The sequence below is a fragment of the Thiobacillus sp. genome (genome assembly GCF_018780105.1).
GTDB lineage: Bacteria > Pseudomonadota > Gammaproteobacteria > Burkholderiales > Thiobacillaceae > Thiobacillus.
Window position 1 is genome coordinate 65,123 of record NZ_JADMKC010000018.1, and the last position, 16,177, is coordinate 81,299.

Consider the following 16,177-nt stretch of genomic DNA (forward strand, 5'->3'; position numbering starts at 1 on the left):
AAAGCAGACATCTGACATGTCACCGATTCTAACACCGGCCTGTGACCGAATCAGTCGTACTCCAGCGTGTAAAACACATCCAGTCCGGTGTTCGAGCCGGTCGTCACCTCGACCCGGAACTTGGGCGAAAACTGGTAGATGGCTTTGACGATCTGCTCCAGCCCGTCCAGGCTCTGTTCGTAGTTCATCATCAGTTTTGAATTGATGCGTTTGCCCACGCTGACCACAGTCGTCGATATGTCTTCGGGGTTGTCGCCGCCGCGCACTTCGAAGTTGTCGATCGACAGGAATTCCGCCAGCTCGCTCTGCAGGCTGACGGATTCGGCCTGGCTCAGCAACGCACCCGCCATCAATTGCAACGCGCCGAACTTGGCGCTATCACCCTCTTCCAGGCCGTGCCCGAACACCAGCCAGGACAGCGTTTCGGTATCGGACATGGCGGGATCCGAATACAGCTTCGCCAGCGGACGCTCGACGTTGCCGCTGACCTTGACGCCGGCGGTGACGTCGCCGGTCTTGCGCACGGCCAGGATGTCGAGCGTGGGATTGCCGATCGGGCCGGTAAAGGTGAGCACGCCGCGCTCGATATCGAGCTTCTGGCCATAGGCCGAGTAGCGGCCTTTTTCGACTTTGATGCTGCCTTCTCCGCGCAGCGCCTCGTTGAGGGTGAACACGCGGATTTTTCCACCGAGCCGGGCGTCGATGCCGGCGCCCTTGAACAGGAAGTCGTCGCCGAGATCGAAGCGCAGATCCATATCCAGCGGCGTGCGGTGGGCACGGGCGTCGGCGCGCGGCGGTTGCCCCACCACCACCACGTCGTCGGACAGGCGCGGACGGCTCGCTTCCGGCATTTCGATACGGGCCTTGTCGGCGCGCAGGTCGCCCTCCAGGGTCAGGCGTCCCGCCGCATAGCCCAGGCGGGTGGTGCCCGACAGCCACAGACGGCGGTCGCTGCGGGTGAGCACGGCAAATTTCTCGGCCTTCAGCGTCAGCCCGCCTTCGGGATTGCGCCAGGACGCCGCGCCCGTCAGCAGGATGCGGCCGGTCTGTCCTTCCAGCACACCTTCGCTCACGCTGACCGTGTTGTTGTCGAGCTTCAGTTTGAGGACGCCATCGCGGATGGCGAGCCCCTCTTCCGGCATGGTGAAGCGGATGCCGCTGGCGGCCAGCGTGCCGTCCAGCACCGGCTGCGCCAGCGTGCCGCTGCCGGACAGATCGAACGCAAGCTGCGCATCCGCCTTGATACCAGGCGGCAGGAAGGGTCGCACTGCGCGCAGATCGGGCAGCCTGGCTTGGGCGCTCCAGTTGAGCGGGGCAGTGCGCAGCCACATCAGCTTGCCGTCTTCGAGCGTCAGGCGGGTACGCCCTTCCGCATGGATCCGCCCGGTCTCTGCGGTGTCGATATCGACACGCGCGCTCAACTGGTTTGCCACGGCGCGCAGTTCGATATCGAGTTGGGTGAGGCCGAGCGCCAGTGCCGGGTCGGTGAGCGTCACCCCGCCCGATTCGCGGTGCAGGACAACATGGCCATCGAGCGCGTTGTCGAGCTGGATATCCCATTCTCCGACGACCCGCAGGTCGGTGCGGAGCGGCAGCTGCTCTTCCAGCAGGTCCAGCAGCGGCGCGATCGGAAGGCGGGCGAAGCTGCCGCGTGTGGCGAGTAGCCCCGCGCGGCGCTCGAAGCGGTCGAGCGACACGCGCCCGCCGGCAAAACTGAACGCGACGTCATCGATGCGCTGCACATCCTGACCCAGACTCAGGCTGGCGGGCGCCAGCAGGCGCAGCGGCCAGGCACCGTCGATTTCGGCCTGCAGCAGGCGGCCGCGCCATACCTGCTTGTCGTCGAGCCCGCCTTGCGCCTGCGCCGTGACCTGCCACTCAGGCAGGCGCGCATCGAGTTCGATCGCATGGGCGCTGCGCCATCCCTGCACGTCGAGCCGAATCGACGAAGCGCGGTATTCGCCCAGCGCCAAACCCTGCCCCGTCAATTTTCCGTTGAAGGCGCCGGTCGCCGTTGCCTGCATGTCGAGCTGCAGGTTCAGGCTGTCGGCCATGACGCCGCCCGGCAAACGCAAGCCGCGTGCGTTGGCCTGCATGTTGATCTGCGGCCGCGCGGCGCTGCCCGACACGCGGCCTTCGCTGTCCAGCTGGCCGGCCAGATCGAAGCCCAGGTAACGCGTGCCCAGGCGCGCCAGCCGCTCCAGCGCGGGCGCGTGGATCTGCCAGTTCGCCTGCACCTTGGATGGCGCAAAATCGCCACGCAGCTGCACGGTGTTGCCCGCCAGATTGACGTCCATCTCGGTGTCGAACAGGCGGCCGCCAGCAAAATTCAGCCGCCCTTTGCCCGCCACCGGATGGCCTTCGAGCTCGCCCAGCGGCAGCTCGAAGCCGGCCTTGATGCTGAAGCCCGGCTTGAGCGCGCCGCTGACCTGCCCCCGTGCATTGAGCCGCGCCTGCGGAAAGGCGCCGAAGCGCGCCGGGTTGATCCGCGCCAGATCGAATTTCGCCGCAAAGGCCTGCTTGCCGCTCAACTGCACACTGCCCTGCGCCGACAATTGGCCGCCGTGCTTGCCGCTCAGATCCAGCGCCTGTAGCGCCAGTTTGTCGGCGTCGTGGGTCAGTACGAACTGGCCCTTGCCATAATTTCCGTCGACCTCGGCGTGCAGACGCTGGCGTTCGGCATCGCCGTCCAGCTTCAGCGTGGTACGGATGTGGCTGACATACAGGCTGCTGTGCAGGCCCGCCAGGTTCAGGCGATCGCTGTTCAAGTTCAGAACGAAGCGGCCGTCGCGCCACTGGCCCTCGCCGCTCAGCTGCCCGGCTGCGCCGAGATCGATTTCCAGCATGCTGAAGTCGGCGTGGCGGGCGTCGCCCAGCACCGCACCGCTCAGGCTGGCCAGCGGCATGCGCCCGCTGTCGAGTGTGCCCGCCAGCGCGTTTTCCAGACTGAAGCTGCCGAGCAGGCGCTTGCCCGGAAGCTGCTGGAAGATGCCGGAGAACGCCAGACGAGCACTCGGCGCCCCTTCCACCCACTGTGCCGGATCGATGCCCTGCCCTGCCAGCAGCAACTGCGGCAGCAGCAATTCGGCAAACGGTGCGATCTCGCCCTGGGCCAGCAGGCTCAGGTCGCGCGGCGCCGGGCTTGCGGGGCTACCGGTTGTCTGCGCGCTCAACCGGAATTGAATCGCTTCGAGCCGTCCACTGAGATCAAGCGCGGCGCTGACCGGCAGCGGCTCGATCGTGTCGGCGGCGAGATGCCCGCTGAGGGCGAACGGTGCGTTCTGATCCATGCCCGCCTGCCCGCGCACGCTCGCCCACGGCGATACCAGAGAATCGAGCTGCACCTGCCAGCGTTGCTTCCGCCCATCCACGCCCAGACGAATGTCCGTCAGGCTCACGGTCTGCTCGCCCTCGCGGATGTCGAGCCGCGCCAGATCCACCCGCGCCGGGCCCAGCTCCAGTCCGAACGGCAGCCGCAGGTTAGCCGGCAGCGTGGCGGGTTCGGCGCTGGGCTTCAGCGTCGTCACCTCGATCCGCTGCGCGGTGAGCTGGCGGATATCCAGGCGGCGCTGCAGCAGCGCGCGCGCGCGCCAGTCCAGGCGGGCGTGCTCGACCCGGATGCGCGTGGTCTCGCTGCTGAATTCCAGATAGCGCACGCCCAGCTGCGGCGTCAGCAAATGCCCCTCGACGCCTTCGATCCTGAGCTTGCCCTGGCTCAGGCTGGAGGCTTCGCGGGTCAGCCAGCGAAAGCCATCCGCCGTCGCGGTCAGCCAGGCCAGCCCGCCGAGCAGCCCCAGCAGCAGCGTCAAGACCGCAAGCCCGATCCACAGCAGGCGCTTCAAAATGCCACCCCGAGCTGGAAATGCACCTGGAATTCTTCGGTTTCCTGGCCGTAGGCGAGGTCGACATTGATCGGACCGATCGGCGATTTGTAGCGCACGCCCACACCCGCGCCCACCGCCGGAGACAGCTCGTCGATACTGTCCGCCGCATCGCCGGCATCGACAAACAGCGCGGCGCCCCAGGTCGGCGTAAAAAAGTAGTTGTATTCGATGCTGGCGGTGGCCAGGTTGCGCACCGACTGCACCGCGCCGGCCACGTTCAGGCCGAGGCTTTCGTGTTTGTAGCCACGCACCGAGTTTTCACCGCCGGCACGAAACAGGAAGTCGGTGGGAATACCTTCGAGGTGTTCCGCCATCACCGCGCCCAGTTCACCGCGCAGCAACAGGCGGCCCTTGTCACCCAGTTTGAAATATTCGGTATGGCGGCCATACAGCCGGACAAAGCTGGTTTTCGACAGCAGGCTTTCCGACGCTACGCTGGCCTGCAGGTTGGTAATGTGGCCGCGCACCGGGTAAAACGCGCGGCCATCCGTACGATGCATCCAGGCGTAGCCAAGGCTGAGCGCCTCGTTCTGCACGGTGGGCAGGCTGTCCACGGTCTGGTTTTCGAACTGATACTGCAGGGAAAGCGTGGCATCGATGCGGTCGCGCTTGCGGTTTCGACTGATTACCGTTTTCCAGCTATCGGTGTCCTGACCCTCGATTTCTTCCTGCAGGAAAGACAGGGAGGTGCGGTTTTCGTAGCCCCTGGCCGAACGCGGCCAGGCCAGCTCGGCCAGCGCCGAGCTTTCAAGGTGTTCCAGCTTGAGTTCCAGTTTCAGGCGCTCGCCCGATCCGAAAATATCGCGGTGCAGATACGTGGTCTGCACGCGTGCGCCTGTGTCGGTGCTGTAGCCCACGCCAAAACTCAGCTGCTGTTCCTTGCGCTCGACCACTGTTACCAGGATCGGCGCGGCCGCTGCCACGGCCGGATCGGGATTCACCAGCACGATCACCTGCGAAAAATAGCCGGTGGCATCCAGCGCCTGCTGGTAATCCTGCATCTGCTGCTGGCGCACCGGCTCGCCCGTCACGGCCGGATTGAGTGCCGCGATCACGCTGGCCGGATACCGTTCGTTGCCGCTGATCTGCAGCGGTCCGTAGAAGAATGCCGGGCCGCTGTCGATGACGAGGGACAAACTCGCACGCTGGGCCGCCGGGTCGACTCTGGCCTCGCTGCTGGCCAGACGCGCCGCCTGATAGGTGCTGCGCAACAAGGGACGCAGCGCCGTATTCTTGGCCGCATCCCAGTCTGCCTGGCGAAACGGCATCCCTGGCTTCAGCGCAAAATTGTCGAGGATCCGCTTGCGCAGACGCTTGTTGCGGGCCTCCAGCGTATCCTTGGCTGCATCCGCCTGCGGCGTCTCGACCAGCCTGCCCTCGAACCGGATATCGATCGCCCCCACCAACGTGCGCGGCCCCGGCACCACCGAATAGCGCACCCGCTGATTCGCGCCCGCCCCCTCTATCGTCGAACTGATTTGCGGGGAGAAATAACCCTCGGTCGCCAGGAGTTCATGCGCCGTGACCAGGCTTGTCTGCTGCAAGCGCAGCAACTCCTCATCCGTCAGCGCCTCCCCCAGGCGCACCGCCCGCGCCGTTTCCAGATACTGCTCCAGCAACGGCTTCAGTTCCTCCGGCGCATCCACCCGCACCTCCAGCGCGTGTGCAGAAGCCGCCGCCAGTCCGAGCAGGGACAGAAAAACCAGAGAAAAAAGGCGGAGGCGCAAGTGCAGAGCGGAAAACGAGGCAATGCCGAATTCTAGGCGAGAACCGGCGGCAACAAGATAATCAGCGTGGTTCAGGGACGCATCGCTTATCTCCGCAGCCATTTAAGGGAAGCGTCCCCTTTGTTTCGTTTATTTCTCCTCGTAAGCTTCTTCGGTAGTCCCAAATGCGTATTCGTGAAACTGGGGGCCATTAGGTTCGATAACAAGAGATGGGGCGTCGCCATCATCGGTGAACGCTACGAACGGTCTGTAGGTGCTCCCTTCAAACTCAATTTCGCCTTGATCGAATAGCATCGAGAGGTCGAAGCTGAATTCACCACAGATTGACTTTGCCACCTCTCTCGGAACCTCATGCTTCTTCAAGGTATCGCTCAGGGCGGCGATCCATTGACGCTGAAAGTCCGCGCACAGCGATTCAAGCTTGTCATACTCAGATTCAGTCATGAGCGACGTCCTTTTGCGGCCCAACGTTTGAATTCACCGGCGCTGCGCGGCTTCATCGCGCAGCGTCCGGTGGAATGATGGGTTCGGCCTCATGGCGATACCTCGGCAATTACGTTACCGGAATAGGCCATGATTCGGGCAGCCAAGGTAAATAGCTCCTTCGCGCTGACTTGGTGTCCCTCAGAGAGTGTGAATATCTCCTCCGCTTGACTAAGATTTCCTAACCCGGGATCAGGGTAGCGACCTGCCCAACGCACGAAATGAGAGAGTGCTTGCAACGTTGCCTGATCTTTAGCGGTCAAGCCAGGGACAAAACTAGCCAGCTTGCCGAGATTATGGTGGCGGTGCTTCTTCTCTTCCGCTTGGTAGGCAGGAATACCCTTCTTAATAATGAGTATGGCCTTGAGGCAGATTTCGAGGCTGTAGCCAACAAGCATTAGCGCGACGGCGTGATATTGGCAATGGCAAGCTCCACGGACACTCTCAGGCATTGCCGCTAGATTGGGCGCCCCTTGTAGCAAGACGCGAGCAGATTCAGACATTGCGTGCGCATGAGACAACCAAAGCACGGGGGATTTCAAATCTTCCTCGACTGGACCAGCCTCTAGGTCGACAAAGTAGCCGGCGAGGTTTTGTGCCATAGCCCATTTGTGCCATGCGAGTGCGCCGTACCCAAGAGGGTCGCGCTCGAATCCGTCTTTGCTTGGGCCGACAAACTCTTGAGGAGTCTTGTGTGACATTACGATGAGGCCGAACGTAGAGCTAACCGGCGCTGCGCGGCTTTATCGCGCAGCGTCCAGCGACCGAAGGGAGCGAGGTTGAGCGCAATGTTAGATTTTCTCTTGCCTTGATACAGCTGCACGTTCAAGGTTGTCAGCCATCATAAATAGGTGCCTGGCTTCAGCTCTGTGTTCTTCAGGAACGTCTGCGTCGACAATTCGGGATAGTGTTTTTTGCGTACGACTCGTTAAGTTAACGATAATTTCAAGTGGTGCACCTTTTTCCATCATCATTTCAGCTTCTCGCAACGAGTCTCGGGCTTCACTGATACGCCGCCTGAAATTGCTAGCTGAACCGCCACTTCCAACGAAGGTCCGATTATTAACGGACTCAAACATAAACATGGCTTTCCTAAAGTCAGAGCGCATTTCACTCATCTCTGCTCGAACCAACTGAAGCAGCCCTGACGAATCGCCCTCGGCCACTTCTTTAAGAGTCGCGGGCTTCGCTAGTGAAAGTATGCTGACAATCGAATTAACCCCATCGCCTTTTGCAGTTGACTCTCTTGTTGCGGCAATTGCCTGAGCGATTGATTCCTGATCCTCTAGCACGTCCCGATACCTCAAATCCCTGCGGTATTCCGTATACCTGAGTGGGGCAATGTCGAATATTTTTGGCGTGCCATTCTCTTGCACCAGAACTGTCGGTTTATCGAAAGCCTGTCGCAGCCCCAACTCAAACAGGACATTTGGATTCCTTGAACTCAGATCACAAATTGCCATCGGTGAATCTATGAGTTTTTGCAGAATATCCAGATGAATCAGATTCGTTTGCTTAACTTCATCTGCCCGAACGGGTTTGAAATTCGACTTTTCACATGCTGGCTTGAAGATATCTTCGTAAACTTTTGAAAAATGCCCTTTGTCATAACCATCCGGGTCGGCAATTGGCATGATTACAAAGCATTCCGGTTGAGCCGCGACTTGTTTTTGTTCGTGTTCAAGTTGTTTGGCCACAAAGCCTCCTAGAAAAATCTAACGTTAAATAGCCGTCACGTGACGGAATAAAAGATTACCGGACATGTCCGGTAATCTTGCTTCATGTGGTCACCCTTTGACTTATCGGGTTGCTCAAAACCACCCCGCTCCGCCTGATGTCCATCAGGGATTCTGCGACTTCACCACACTCATCGCCCCCGCGATCAGCGAGCTGATATCCGCCATATTCGACGGCACGATCAGGGTGTTGCCGGTTTTTGCGATACCGGCAAAAGCCTCGACGTATTTCTCGGCCACTTTCAGATTCACCGCCTGCATGCCGCCGGGCAGTTCGACGGCGCGCGCGACGCGGGCGATCGCTTCGGCGTTGGCGGCGGCGATCGCCTTGATTGCTTCGGCTTCGCCCTGGGCGACGTTGATGGCCGCCTGCATCTCGCCTTCGGATTCCTGGATCGCCGCATTGCGTGCACCGGTGGCGATGTTGATCTGTTCCTGCATGCGGCCTTCGGATGAGGCGATCAGCGCGCGCTTCTCGCGCTCGGCGGTGATCTGCCGCTGCATGGCGTGGAGAATGTCTTTCGGCGGAGTCAGATCCTTGATTTCGTAGCGCAGCACTTTGACGCCCCAGTTGGTCGAGGCTTCGTTGAGCGCCATCACCACGCCGCGGTTGATATCGTCGCGTTCTTCGAAGGTGCGGTCCATTTCCATCTTGCCGATCATCGAGCGCAGGGTGGTTTGCGCCAGTTGAGAAATGGCATCGATGTAATTGCTCGATCCGTAGGATGCCATCTTGGCGTCGGTGACCTGAAAGTACAGGATGCCGTCCACCGCGAGCTGGGTATTGTCTCGCGTGATGCAAACCTGGCTCGGCACATCGAGCGGGATTTCCTTCAGCGAATGCTTGTAGGCCACGTTGTCGATGAACGGAATGACCAGATTGAGGCCGGGCGCGAGCACGGCGTGGAACTTGCCGAGGCGTTCGACCACCCAGGCGTTTTGCTGTGGTACCACGCGCACGCCCTTGGCGACGACGATGGCGATGACGATTAGAAAAACCAGTGCGACGACGTCCATGTTTCCAACCCCTTTTGATTAATTTCCGAGAACCAGTGTGTTGCCCTTGACTGCACGAATGATCAGCGGGCGCGCGCTGTCGACGCTGGCCGATTCGGCCTCGGCGTCCCACAGCGCACCGCGATATTTGACCTGGCCGCGCCCGTCCTGCCAGGTATCGAGTATCACCGGCTGGCCGATATCCATGTCCTGCACCGTGCTTTCAGGATGCGCCGTGCTGCGCTTCCAGTGGCGCAGGGCCAGTGTGCCGGCGACGGCGATCACGGCCGCGGTCAGCAGCTGCACCACCAGCCCGGCGCCGAGCCAGGCGGCGATGCCCGCCACCGCGGCCGCAGCGCCATACACCAGCAGGTAAAACGTGCCGCTGGTGAGTTCCACCCCCACCAGTACGGCTGCCAGAATCCACCACACCACATAAGCCTGCATTTCAACTCCTGATGATCACTGGCCGGTTGGCCAGTTCGTTTGGGTTACTGCTGCGCGGCGGCACATGCGTCGCCAGCAGCGCGCTCACCTGCTCGATTCCGTTGAGCACGCCGCGCTCGAACTCGCCCTGGCGGAAGGCGGCCTCCATCGCCTGCGCCACCGCTTCCCAGGCCGATTGCTCGACCTGCGCGGCAATGCCGCGGTCGGCCACGATCTCGATATCGTGGTCGGCCAGCAGCAAATAGATCAGCACGCCGCTGTTGTGTTCGGTGTCCCACACGCGCAGTTCCGAAAAGATTTCAATGGCGCGTTCGCGGCCGCTCATGCCGCGCCACACGCGGGCGGGTGCGAGGCTGGTTTCGATGGCAAAGCGGATTTCGCCATTGTGGCGGGTTTCCGACTGACGGATCGCAGACTCGATTGCGTCCAGCGCAGCATGCGGAAACGCGCGCCGCCACGCCCACGGCGGCATGAACAGATGCTTGAGCCAGCGACTGAAATTCACCATGAGCCCGATGCGCCTCCGCCGCCAAAACCCCCGCCCCCGCCTCCCCAGGAGCCGCCCCCACCACCACCGAAACCGTCGCCGCCATAGCCGCCGCTGCCCCAGCCACCCCCACCGCCGCGCCCCAGCGCTCCAAGAAACAGCACGGCGAGCAGCACCCCGCCGCCCATCAGCAAGGACGACAGCAGCGCTCCCGAGCTCATCCAGGCGAGGCCAGCGGTGCCCAAACCGGCCACGCCGCTGGCGGTGCCGCGCCCCAGCATGGGGGCCAGAAAACTGCCGAAGATAAAGCCCAGCACCATGAAGACCAGCAGGCCTTCACCCGGATCGCTCGCTTGATTCGAGCGTGTCGGCGCGGGCAGCGACTCACCGTCTATCAGCTTGACGAGCTGCGCCACCCCAGCCGAGATGCCGCCGTAAAAGTCGCCCGCCTTGAAATACGGCGTGATGGTTTCGGCGATCACCCGTTTGGCAATCGCGTCGGGGATCGCGCCTTCCAGTCCGTAGCCCACTTCGATGCGCAGCTTGCGGTCGTTTTTGGCGACGATCAGGATCACGCCGTCGTCCACTTTAGTGCGGCCGATTTTCCATTTGTCGGCCACCCGGATGCCGAATTGCGCGATGTCTTCTCCGTCCAGCGTGGGCACAATCAGCACGGCAATCTGGCTGCCCTTTCTGGCTTCGAGTGCGGCGAGCTGGGTATCGAGTTCGGCGATTTGCTGCGTGGAAAGCGTGCCGCTCCGGTCGGTGACCCGGCGCGACAAGTCCGGCACCGCCACCTGAGCCCAGGCGGACAGCGCGAACCAGAAGCACAGGAAGCCGAACGCGAATCGCGTCGGCAGCTGCCGGATCATCAGCGATCAATATCCGGGCGCGGGAGCCGGCGTGTCGCCGCTGACCGGAGCAGTTGGAGCGGGTGCTGGCGCGGGTGCGCCAAAATCGACAGTGGGCGAGGTGGCAATCGCCTTCTCGTTTTCCACCGTGAAGCTGGGCTTGGTCTTGTAGCCGAACAGCATCGCGGTCAGGTTGGACGGGAACGAACGCACCGCGACATTGTAGACCTTCACCGTATCGATATAGCGGTTGCGCGCGACGGTGATGCGGTTCTCGGTGCCTTCGAGTTGCGCACGCAGATCCTGGAAGCCCAGATTGGTCTGCAGATTGGGGTACCGCTCCACCGTTACCATCAACCGACTCAGCGCACCTGTGAGCTCGCCCTGCGCGGCCTGGAACTTGGCAAAGGCTTCTGGATCGTTGATTAGCTCGGGCGTGGCCTGGATACCGGTGGCGCGGGCGCGCGCCTCAATCACCCGAGTCAGCGTCTCTTGCTCGAAGTTGGCCTCACCCTTAATGGTTCTGATGATGTTGGGAATCAGGTCAGCCCGGCGCTGATACTGGTTCAGCACTTCGGCCCACGCCGCCTTAACCTCCTCGTCGGTGGTCTGAAACGTGTTGTAGCCACAGCCGGACAAAGCCAGCGCCATAAAAGAAATCCACAGCCATTTCAACATGTCGTCTTCCTCGGTCAGGGTGCCACGCCCCAGGTGGCGAACAGGGGGTCGGACTCATTCAAGCGGTCCGCGTAACGATCGTCCCTGGGGCGCTTCAAGCCGCGCTCCAGATAGGTTTCCACTTTCTTGAAACCCGCGTTCTTGATCAGCATGCCCACCCAGGCCATGCGTTCCATCGGATGCAACTGCGTCCACAGTTTAATGACTTTGGGTGGAAAGTTCCGGTTCGACAATGTGACCACGAACATGCCGCCCGGCTTCAGCACGCGCTTCGCTTCGGCGACGATTTTTTCCGGCTGGGTCAGATACTCGAACGACACCGTGCACACCACCGCATCGAAACTGGCGTCGGCGAATGGCAGTTTGGGATCGCTGTTGAGATCGTGCACGACACGCTCGGCCAGTTGCGGGTTGTCCGCCAGTTCCTCCGCGTTCAAGCCCAAGCCCACGGCAGACTGCACGGTATCGGGCAAGTGCGAGCGCCAGCCGGCCATCAGGTCGAGTACGCGCGCGTTTTCCGGCAGTACCGTGCGGTACAGGGCCTGGATGCGGCGCGCGCACACGGCGTCGACGTGGATGAGCTTGCGCGGCTGGGCATAGAAATCCGGATCGGGGGTTTCATCTTCGCGGGTGTAGGCGTCCGGCCCGCCAAACTCGGTCGGCGTCAACATCTGCGTTTCCATGCCGCTCCATTCGAGCAGCTGCCCGACATGACCGACGGGTTCGGTGCCGACATCGCTCTTGCCGCTGTCGATGCTGAAAATGCGACCCTGCAGCGGGTGGCTGAAATTGGCGGAAAAATGATCGCCATCGATCTTCATCACGCGGAACATCGGCCCCGGCGCATCGTCGGCATGCAGCAGCTGCGACGGATAGAAGCGCCCCACCCGCAACGGGGCGATCTCGCTGCGGAAGGCCTGCAGCGGTACGTCGAACTCGATTTTCGGACCGACATCGACCTGGGCGTCGACCGGCGGCGTGTCGGCCGGCATCCACACCACCACCTGATGGCGACCGAGGTCGGAAAAATAATTGACGCGGAAGCGCAGCGCGGAATGCAGAAGTTTCATGTTTCGAAGGAGTCAGGATTCTGGGATCAGGGCGTTAAAAGTGCGCCGGGCGAGGCACAAGTCCTCCCACGCCCGCGCCTTGTCGGGCAGGGTGCGCAGCAGGTAGGCAGGATGATACGTCACCACCAGCGGCACATTCTGGAACGCGTGCACCCGTCCGCGCAGGCGGCCGACCGTCTCCTGGGTATCGAGCAGGCTTTGCGCGGCGATTCGTCCCAGCACCAGGATGAGCTTGGGCTGGATGAGTTCGATCTGCGCCAGCAGATAGGGGCGGCATGCTGCGATTTCATCGGGCGCGGGATCGCGATTGCCGGGCGGGCGGGATTTCAGCACGTTGGTGATGTAGACATTGTTGCCGCGCTGCAGGCCGATGGCCGCCAGCATGGCGTCGAGCAGCTTGCCCGCCTGGCCGACGAAGGGCTCGCCCTGGGCGTCTTCGTCGGCGCCGGGCGCCTCGCCGATGATCAGCCAGTCGGCATTGCGGTCGCCCACGCCGAGCACGCCCTGGGTGCGGGTTGGATGCAGCTTGCAGGCGGTGCAGTGGGCGACGGCTTCGGCGAGGGCGTCCCAGGTGGTGAGCGGTGAGGCGTGAGCGGGGAGCGGGGAGCCGGGAATGGAGAGCGGTGCAGCGGGCGCGGCTTCGCGCAGGCGCCACACCGGGCCGATGCCCAGTTCGGTGAACACGTCATCCTTGCTCAACACGACAAGTCCTTTTTCATGATGAGCGCATCTTCGCGGCCTTCGCCTGCGGGGTAGTAGGCGCGCCGCACGGCCAGGTCGACAAAACCGCTGCTGTGATACAGGCTGATGGCAGCGATGTTGGAGGTGCGCACTTCCAGAAACACGCTGCCGGCCTGCTGCTCGCAGGCGCGCGCCAGGCAGTGCGCGAGCAGATCGCGTCCCAGGCCGTGGCGCCGCCAGTCGGGCGCGATGGTGAGGTTGAGCAGATGCGCCTCGCCCGCCGCCGCCATCATGGCGTAATACCCCATGACGTCGCCGCCGGCTTCGAGCACCCACATGCTGTAACCGGCGCCGAGCGAGTCGGCAAAATTGCCGATGCTCCACGGATGGTCGTAGCTCGCCAGTTCGATCGGGTGAATGAGCGGCAAGTCGGCCACGGTCATGGCGCGCAGACCCTGCGCAATGACACGGGTTTCGCTGAGGGGTACGTGACTCATGCGCTTCGTTTCGCCCGGCGTTCGTCGATGGTCAATGCCACCTTGTCGCGCAGATAAATCGGCGCGGCCAGCGCGGCGTCCATGCCTTCGCCGCGCTCGAACGCACGGGCAGCCAAGCCCGCCATCGCGGCGGCATCGGGCATCAGGGTATCGTCGATACGCGTGAGATGCGCCGCCAGCCTTGGAAGCAGCACTGCGCCCAGGGCGATGAAACCATTGCCTGCGCCCATCCAGTCGCCGCCTTCCGGCACGCTTACCGACTCGGGCAGCGCCAGCGCAGGTTCGGTCACGCACTGCCAGCCGGTCCCGCTTCGCCGGTACGCGGCCCAGTAGACCTCGGCCATGCGCGCATCGAGCACGGCCAGCACCTGCTCCGGGCTGTTTTGTTCAGAGCGGGTCTGCTCGGCAATGGACTCCAGCGTGGAGACGCCCACCACCGGCAGATCGGCACCCAGCGCCAGGCCCTGGGTGACCGCGCAGGCAATGCGCAGGCCGGTAAACGAACCCGGCCCGGCGCCGTAGCCGATGCCATCCAGTTGGCGCAGGCTGGTTGCCGACTCACGCAGCAGTTCATCCACCATCGGCAGCAACAGGCTGCTGTGCTGCTGTTCGGCCAGCACCCGGCGGGCGAGGATGCGGCCATCCAGCCACAACGCAGCCGAGCACCATTCGGTGGAAGTATCGATCACGAGCAATTTCATCGGCGCAATTTTACCGGTAGTCGCACGCGGCAACACGACACGGTGCGGCAGTCGTGCAATTTATCCGGCGGCAGGAAATAGCATAAACCCGGATAATCCATCAGGCGGCTCTTCGAGCCTGCGCACGCGCTGGCGGCCGCTTTGCGGTCATTTTTGCCGCTTGCTCGGCGCCCATGGAACAACCATGGGCTTCTCCCAAGCAACAAAATTGCCTCGCAAACCGGCTCGCCATCATCGCGCGCCCTGATGGATTAACCGGGTTAAAATTGCGCCCCTGCTTCGTATCCGCTTGACCCCCCCGATGGAATCCTTAGTCACTACACCGGCTACAACCGGCGATTCGCCTTTGGCGCGCGACGTCAAAAAACGCCGCACCTTCGCGATCATCTCCCACCCCGACGCCGGTAAAACCACGCTGACCGAAAAGCTGCTGCTGTTCGGCGGTGCGATCCAGATGGCGGGCACCGTCAAGGCCAAGAAAAGCGGCAAGTTCGCCACCTCGGACTGGATGGAAGTGGAACGCGAACGCGGCATTTCGGTCGCCAGCTCGGTGATGCAGTTCACGCACGGCGACTGCGTGTTCAACCTGCTCGACACCCCGGGCCACAAGGATTTTTCCGAAGACACCTACCGCGTGCTGACCGCGGTGGACGCCGCGATCATGGTGGTCGATGCCGCCAAGGGCGTGGAAGAACAGACCATCAAGCTGCTGGAAGTCTGCCGCCTGCGCGATACGCCTATCATCACCTTCATCAACAAAATGGACCGCGAGGTACGCGACCCGCTGGAACTGCTGGACGAGATCGAATCGATCCTGAAAATACAGTGCGCCCCGGTGACCTGGCCGATCGGCATGGGCAAGCGCTTTCATGGCGTGTACCACCTGATCAACGACGAAATCCTGCGCTTCAAGGCGGGCGAGGAAAACGCCGGCCAGGCGTTTGAATCGCTGCAGGGCCTGGGCGATGAGGCTTTGCGTGAACGCTTCCCGCTCGAAGCCGACACCCTGCTGTCGGAAATCGAACTGGTGCGCGGCGCCGGCGTCGGCTTCGAGCTGGATGCCTTTTTGAAAGGCAAACAGTCACCGGTGTTTTTCGGCTCCGGGATCAATAACTTCGGCGTGCGCGAAGTGCTGCGCGCGCTGGCCGACTGGGCGCCGCCGCCGCAGCCGCGCGAGGCGGTCGAGCGCGTGGTCGACCCCGCCGAACCCAAATTCACCGGCTTCGTGTTCAAGATCCAGGCCAACATGGACCCGCAGCACCGCGACCGCATCGCCTTCTTCCGCGTCTGCTCGGGCCGCTATAGCCCCAACATGAAAGTGCGCCACCGCCGCACCGGCAAGGACATGAAAATCGCCAACGCCGTGGTCTTCATGGCCAACGAGCGCACCCGCATGGAAGACGCGGTGGCGGGCGACATCATCGGCATCCACAACCACGGCCAGCTGCATATCGGCGACACCCTCACCGAGGGCGAAGCGCTGCAATACAAAGGCATCCCCTACTTCGCCCCCGAACTGTTCAGCCGCCCGCGCCTGCGCGATCCGTTGCGCGCCAAGCAGTTGAACAAGGGCTTGCTGGAACTGGGCGAAGAAGGCGCGGTGCAGGTGTTCGAACCCTTCGTCGACAACACGCTGCTGATTGGCGCCGTCGGCCAGCTGCAGTTCGAAGTCGTCGCCCATCGCCTGCGCACCGAATACGGCGTCGACGCCAGCTTCGAGAACGCCGGCATCTACACCGCGCGCTGGGTGACCTGCCCCGACGCCGCGCATCTGGCCGAATTCACCAAGGCCAATTCGCTGAAGCTGGCGAAGGACGTCGACGGCAACCTGGTGTATCTGGCCGATACGCGGGTGAATTTGTCGCTGGCACAGGAACGCTGGCCCAAGGTGGCGTTCCACGATACGCGGGAGCATGGGCAGGTAATGGGCTAGGCCTCC

The 16,177-nt window shown here is 62.5% G+C and carries 15 protein-coding genes; 1 reads left to right on the forward strand and 14 read right to left on the reverse strand.

What is annotated here, in order from left to right:
• Nucleotides 1-50: 50 nt before the first annotated feature.
• The 14 genes from IV098_RS10470 to tsaB all read right to left on the reverse strand — a co-directional run bounded on the left by IV098_RS10470 (nucleotide 51) and on the right by tsaB (nucleotide 14,238).
• Nucleotides 51-3,842, reverse strand: a complete 3,792-nt coding sequence (locus tag IV098_RS10470; protein WP_296888877.1) for a translocation/assembly module TamB domain-containing protein — start codon at nucleotides 3,840-3,842, stop codon at nucleotides 51-53.
• Nucleotides 3,839-5,611, reverse strand: coding sequence for an autotransporter assembly complex family protein (locus IV098_RS10475; protein ID WP_296888879.1), 1,773 nt, complete (start codon nucleotides 5,609-5,611; stop codon nucleotides 3,839-3,841). The genes IV098_RS10470 and IV098_RS10475 overlap by 4 nt, the downstream gene beginning before the upstream one ends.
• A 129-nt stretch (nucleotides 5,612-5,740) precedes the next feature.
• A complete protein-coding gene (locus IV098_RS10480; protein ID WP_296888881.1) occupies nucleotides 5,741-6,055 on the reverse strand; it encodes a hypothetical protein in 315 nt (104 codons plus the stop codon).
• Between the two features lie 89 nt (nucleotides 6,056-6,144).
• The gene (locus IV098_RS10485) at nucleotides 6,145-6,696 is read right to left on the reverse strand and encodes a hypothetical protein (RefSeq protein ID WP_296888883.1); all 552 of its coding nucleotides are present in this window, start codon (nucleotides 6,694-6,696) and stop codon (nucleotides 6,145-6,147) included.
• A 189-nt stretch (nucleotides 6,697-6,885) separates the two neighbouring features.
• Nucleotides 6,886-7,791 (reverse strand): hypothetical protein, encoded by a 906-nt coding sequence (locus IV098_RS10490; protein WP_296888885.1) that lies wholly within the window; start codon nucleotides 7,789-7,791, stop codon nucleotides 6,886-6,888.
• A gap of 144 nt (nucleotides 7,792-7,935) precedes the next feature.
• Entirely contained in the window at nucleotides 7,936-8,847 is a 912-nt protein-coding gene (locus IV098_RS10495; RefSeq protein WP_296888887.1) for an SPFH domain-containing protein, read from the reverse strand.
• 18 nt (nucleotides 8,848-8,865) lie between these two features.
• The gene (locus IV098_RS10500; protein WP_296888889.1) at nucleotides 8,866-9,273 is read right to left on the reverse strand and encodes an NfeD family protein; all 408 of its coding nucleotides are present in this window, start codon (nucleotides 9,271-9,273) and stop codon (nucleotides 8,866-8,868) included.
• Between the two features lies 1 nt (nucleotide 9,274).
• The gene (locus tag IV098_RS10505) at nucleotides 9,275-9,781 is read right to left on the reverse strand and encodes a TPM domain-containing protein (protein WP_296888890.1); all 507 of its coding nucleotides are present in this window, start codon (nucleotides 9,779-9,781) and stop codon (nucleotides 9,275-9,277) included.
• Nucleotides 9,775-10,632: a YgcG family protein gene (locus tag IV098_RS10510; protein ID WP_296888893.1), complete on the reverse strand. Its 858-nt coding sequence runs from the start codon at nucleotides 10,630-10,632 to the stop codon at nucleotides 9,775-9,777. The genes IV098_RS10505 and IV098_RS10510 overlap by 7 nt, the downstream gene beginning before the upstream one ends.
• Before the next feature lie 6 nt (nucleotides 10,633-10,638).
• Complete coding sequence (locus tag IV098_RS10515; protein ID WP_296888895.1) at nucleotides 10,639-11,289, reverse strand: LemA family protein; 651 nt, start codon at nucleotides 11,287-11,289, stop codon at nucleotides 10,639-10,641.
• Between the two features lie 14 nt (nucleotides 11,290-11,303).
• Complete coding sequence (locus IV098_RS10520) at nucleotides 11,304-12,359, reverse strand: class I SAM-dependent methyltransferase (protein ID WP_296888896.1); 1,056 nt, start codon at nucleotides 12,357-12,359, stop codon at nucleotides 11,304-11,306.
• Between the two features lie 12 nt (nucleotides 12,360-12,371).
• The gene (locus IV098_RS10525) at nucleotides 12,372-13,061 is read right to left on the reverse strand and encodes a uracil-DNA glycosylase (RefSeq protein WP_296888898.1); all 690 of its coding nucleotides are present in this window, start codon (nucleotides 13,059-13,061) and stop codon (nucleotides 12,372-12,374) included.
• A complete protein-coding gene (gene rimI / locus IV098_RS10530) occupies nucleotides 13,055-13,537 on the reverse strand; it encodes a ribosomal protein S18-alanine N-acetyltransferase (RefSeq protein ID WP_296888900.1) in 483 nt (160 codons plus the stop codon). Before rimI ends, IV098_RS10525 begins: the two co-directional genes overlap by 7 nt.
• Nucleotides 13,534-14,238 carry a tRNA (adenosine(37)-N6)-threonylcarbamoyltransferase complex dimerization subunit type 1 TsaB gene (tsaB, locus tag IV098_RS10535; protein ID WP_296888902.1) on the reverse strand — a complete coding sequence of 235 codons (705 nt, stop codon included), beginning with the start codon at nucleotides 14,236-14,238 and terminating at the stop codon, nucleotides 13,534-13,536. Before tsaB ends, rimI begins: the two co-directional genes overlap by 4 nt.
• Nucleotides 14,239-14,539: 301 nt before the next feature.
• Between tsaB and IV098_RS10540 the strand changes: the two genes are divergently transcribed.
• The gene (locus IV098_RS10540) at nucleotides 14,540-16,171 is read left to right on the forward strand and encodes a peptide chain release factor 3 (protein ID WP_296888903.1); all 1,632 of its coding nucleotides are present in this window, start codon (nucleotides 14,540-14,542) and stop codon (nucleotides 16,169-16,171) included.
• Nucleotides 16,172-16,177 lie beyond the last annotated feature (6 nt).

Bases quoted from the DNA above. Each gene is read 5' to 3' on its own strand.
- IV098_RS10480 (WP_296888881.1), bottom strand. From the start codon at position 6,055: ATGACTGAATCTGAGTATGACAAGCTTGAATCGCTGTGCGCGGACTTT.
- IV098_RS10485 (WP_296888883.1), bottom strand. From the start codon at position 6,696: ATGGCACAAAACCTCGCCGGCTACTTTGTCGACCTAGAGGCTGGTCCA.
- IV098_RS10495 (WP_296888887.1), bottom strand. From the start codon at position 8,847: ATGGACGTCGTCGCACTGGTTTTTCTAATCGTCATCGCCATCGTCGTC.
- IV098_RS10500 (WP_296888889.1), bottom strand. From the start codon at position 9,273: ATGCAGGCTTATGTGGTGTGGTGGATTCTGGCAGCCGTACTGGTGGGG.
- IV098_RS10505 (WP_296888890.1), bottom strand. From the start codon at position 9,781: ATGGTGAATTTCAGTCGCTGGCTCAAGCATCTGTTCATGCCGCCGTGG.
- IV098_RS10510 (WP_296888893.1), bottom strand. From the start codon at position 10,632: ATGATCCGGCAGCTGCCGACGCGATTCGCGTTCGGCTTCCTGTGCTTC.
- IV098_RS10515 (WP_296888895.1), bottom strand. From the start codon at position 11,289: ATGTTGAAATGGCTGTGGATTTCTTTTATGGCGCTGGCTTTGTCCGGC.
- IV098_RS10520 (WP_296888896.1), bottom strand. From the start codon at position 12,359: ATGAAACTTCTGCATTCCGCGCTGCGCTTCCGCGTCAATTATTTTTCC.
- rimI (WP_296888900.1), bottom strand. From the start codon at position 13,537: ATGAGTCACGTACCCCTCAGCGAAACCCGTGTCATTGCGCAGGGTCTG.
- tsaB (WP_296888902.1), bottom strand. From the start codon at position 14,238: ATGAAATTGCTCGTGATCGATACTTCCACCGAATGGTGCTCGGCTGCG.
- IV098_RS10540 (WP_296888903.1), top strand. From the start codon at position 14,540: ATGGAATCCTTAGTCACTACACCGGCTACAACCGGCGATTCGCCTTTG.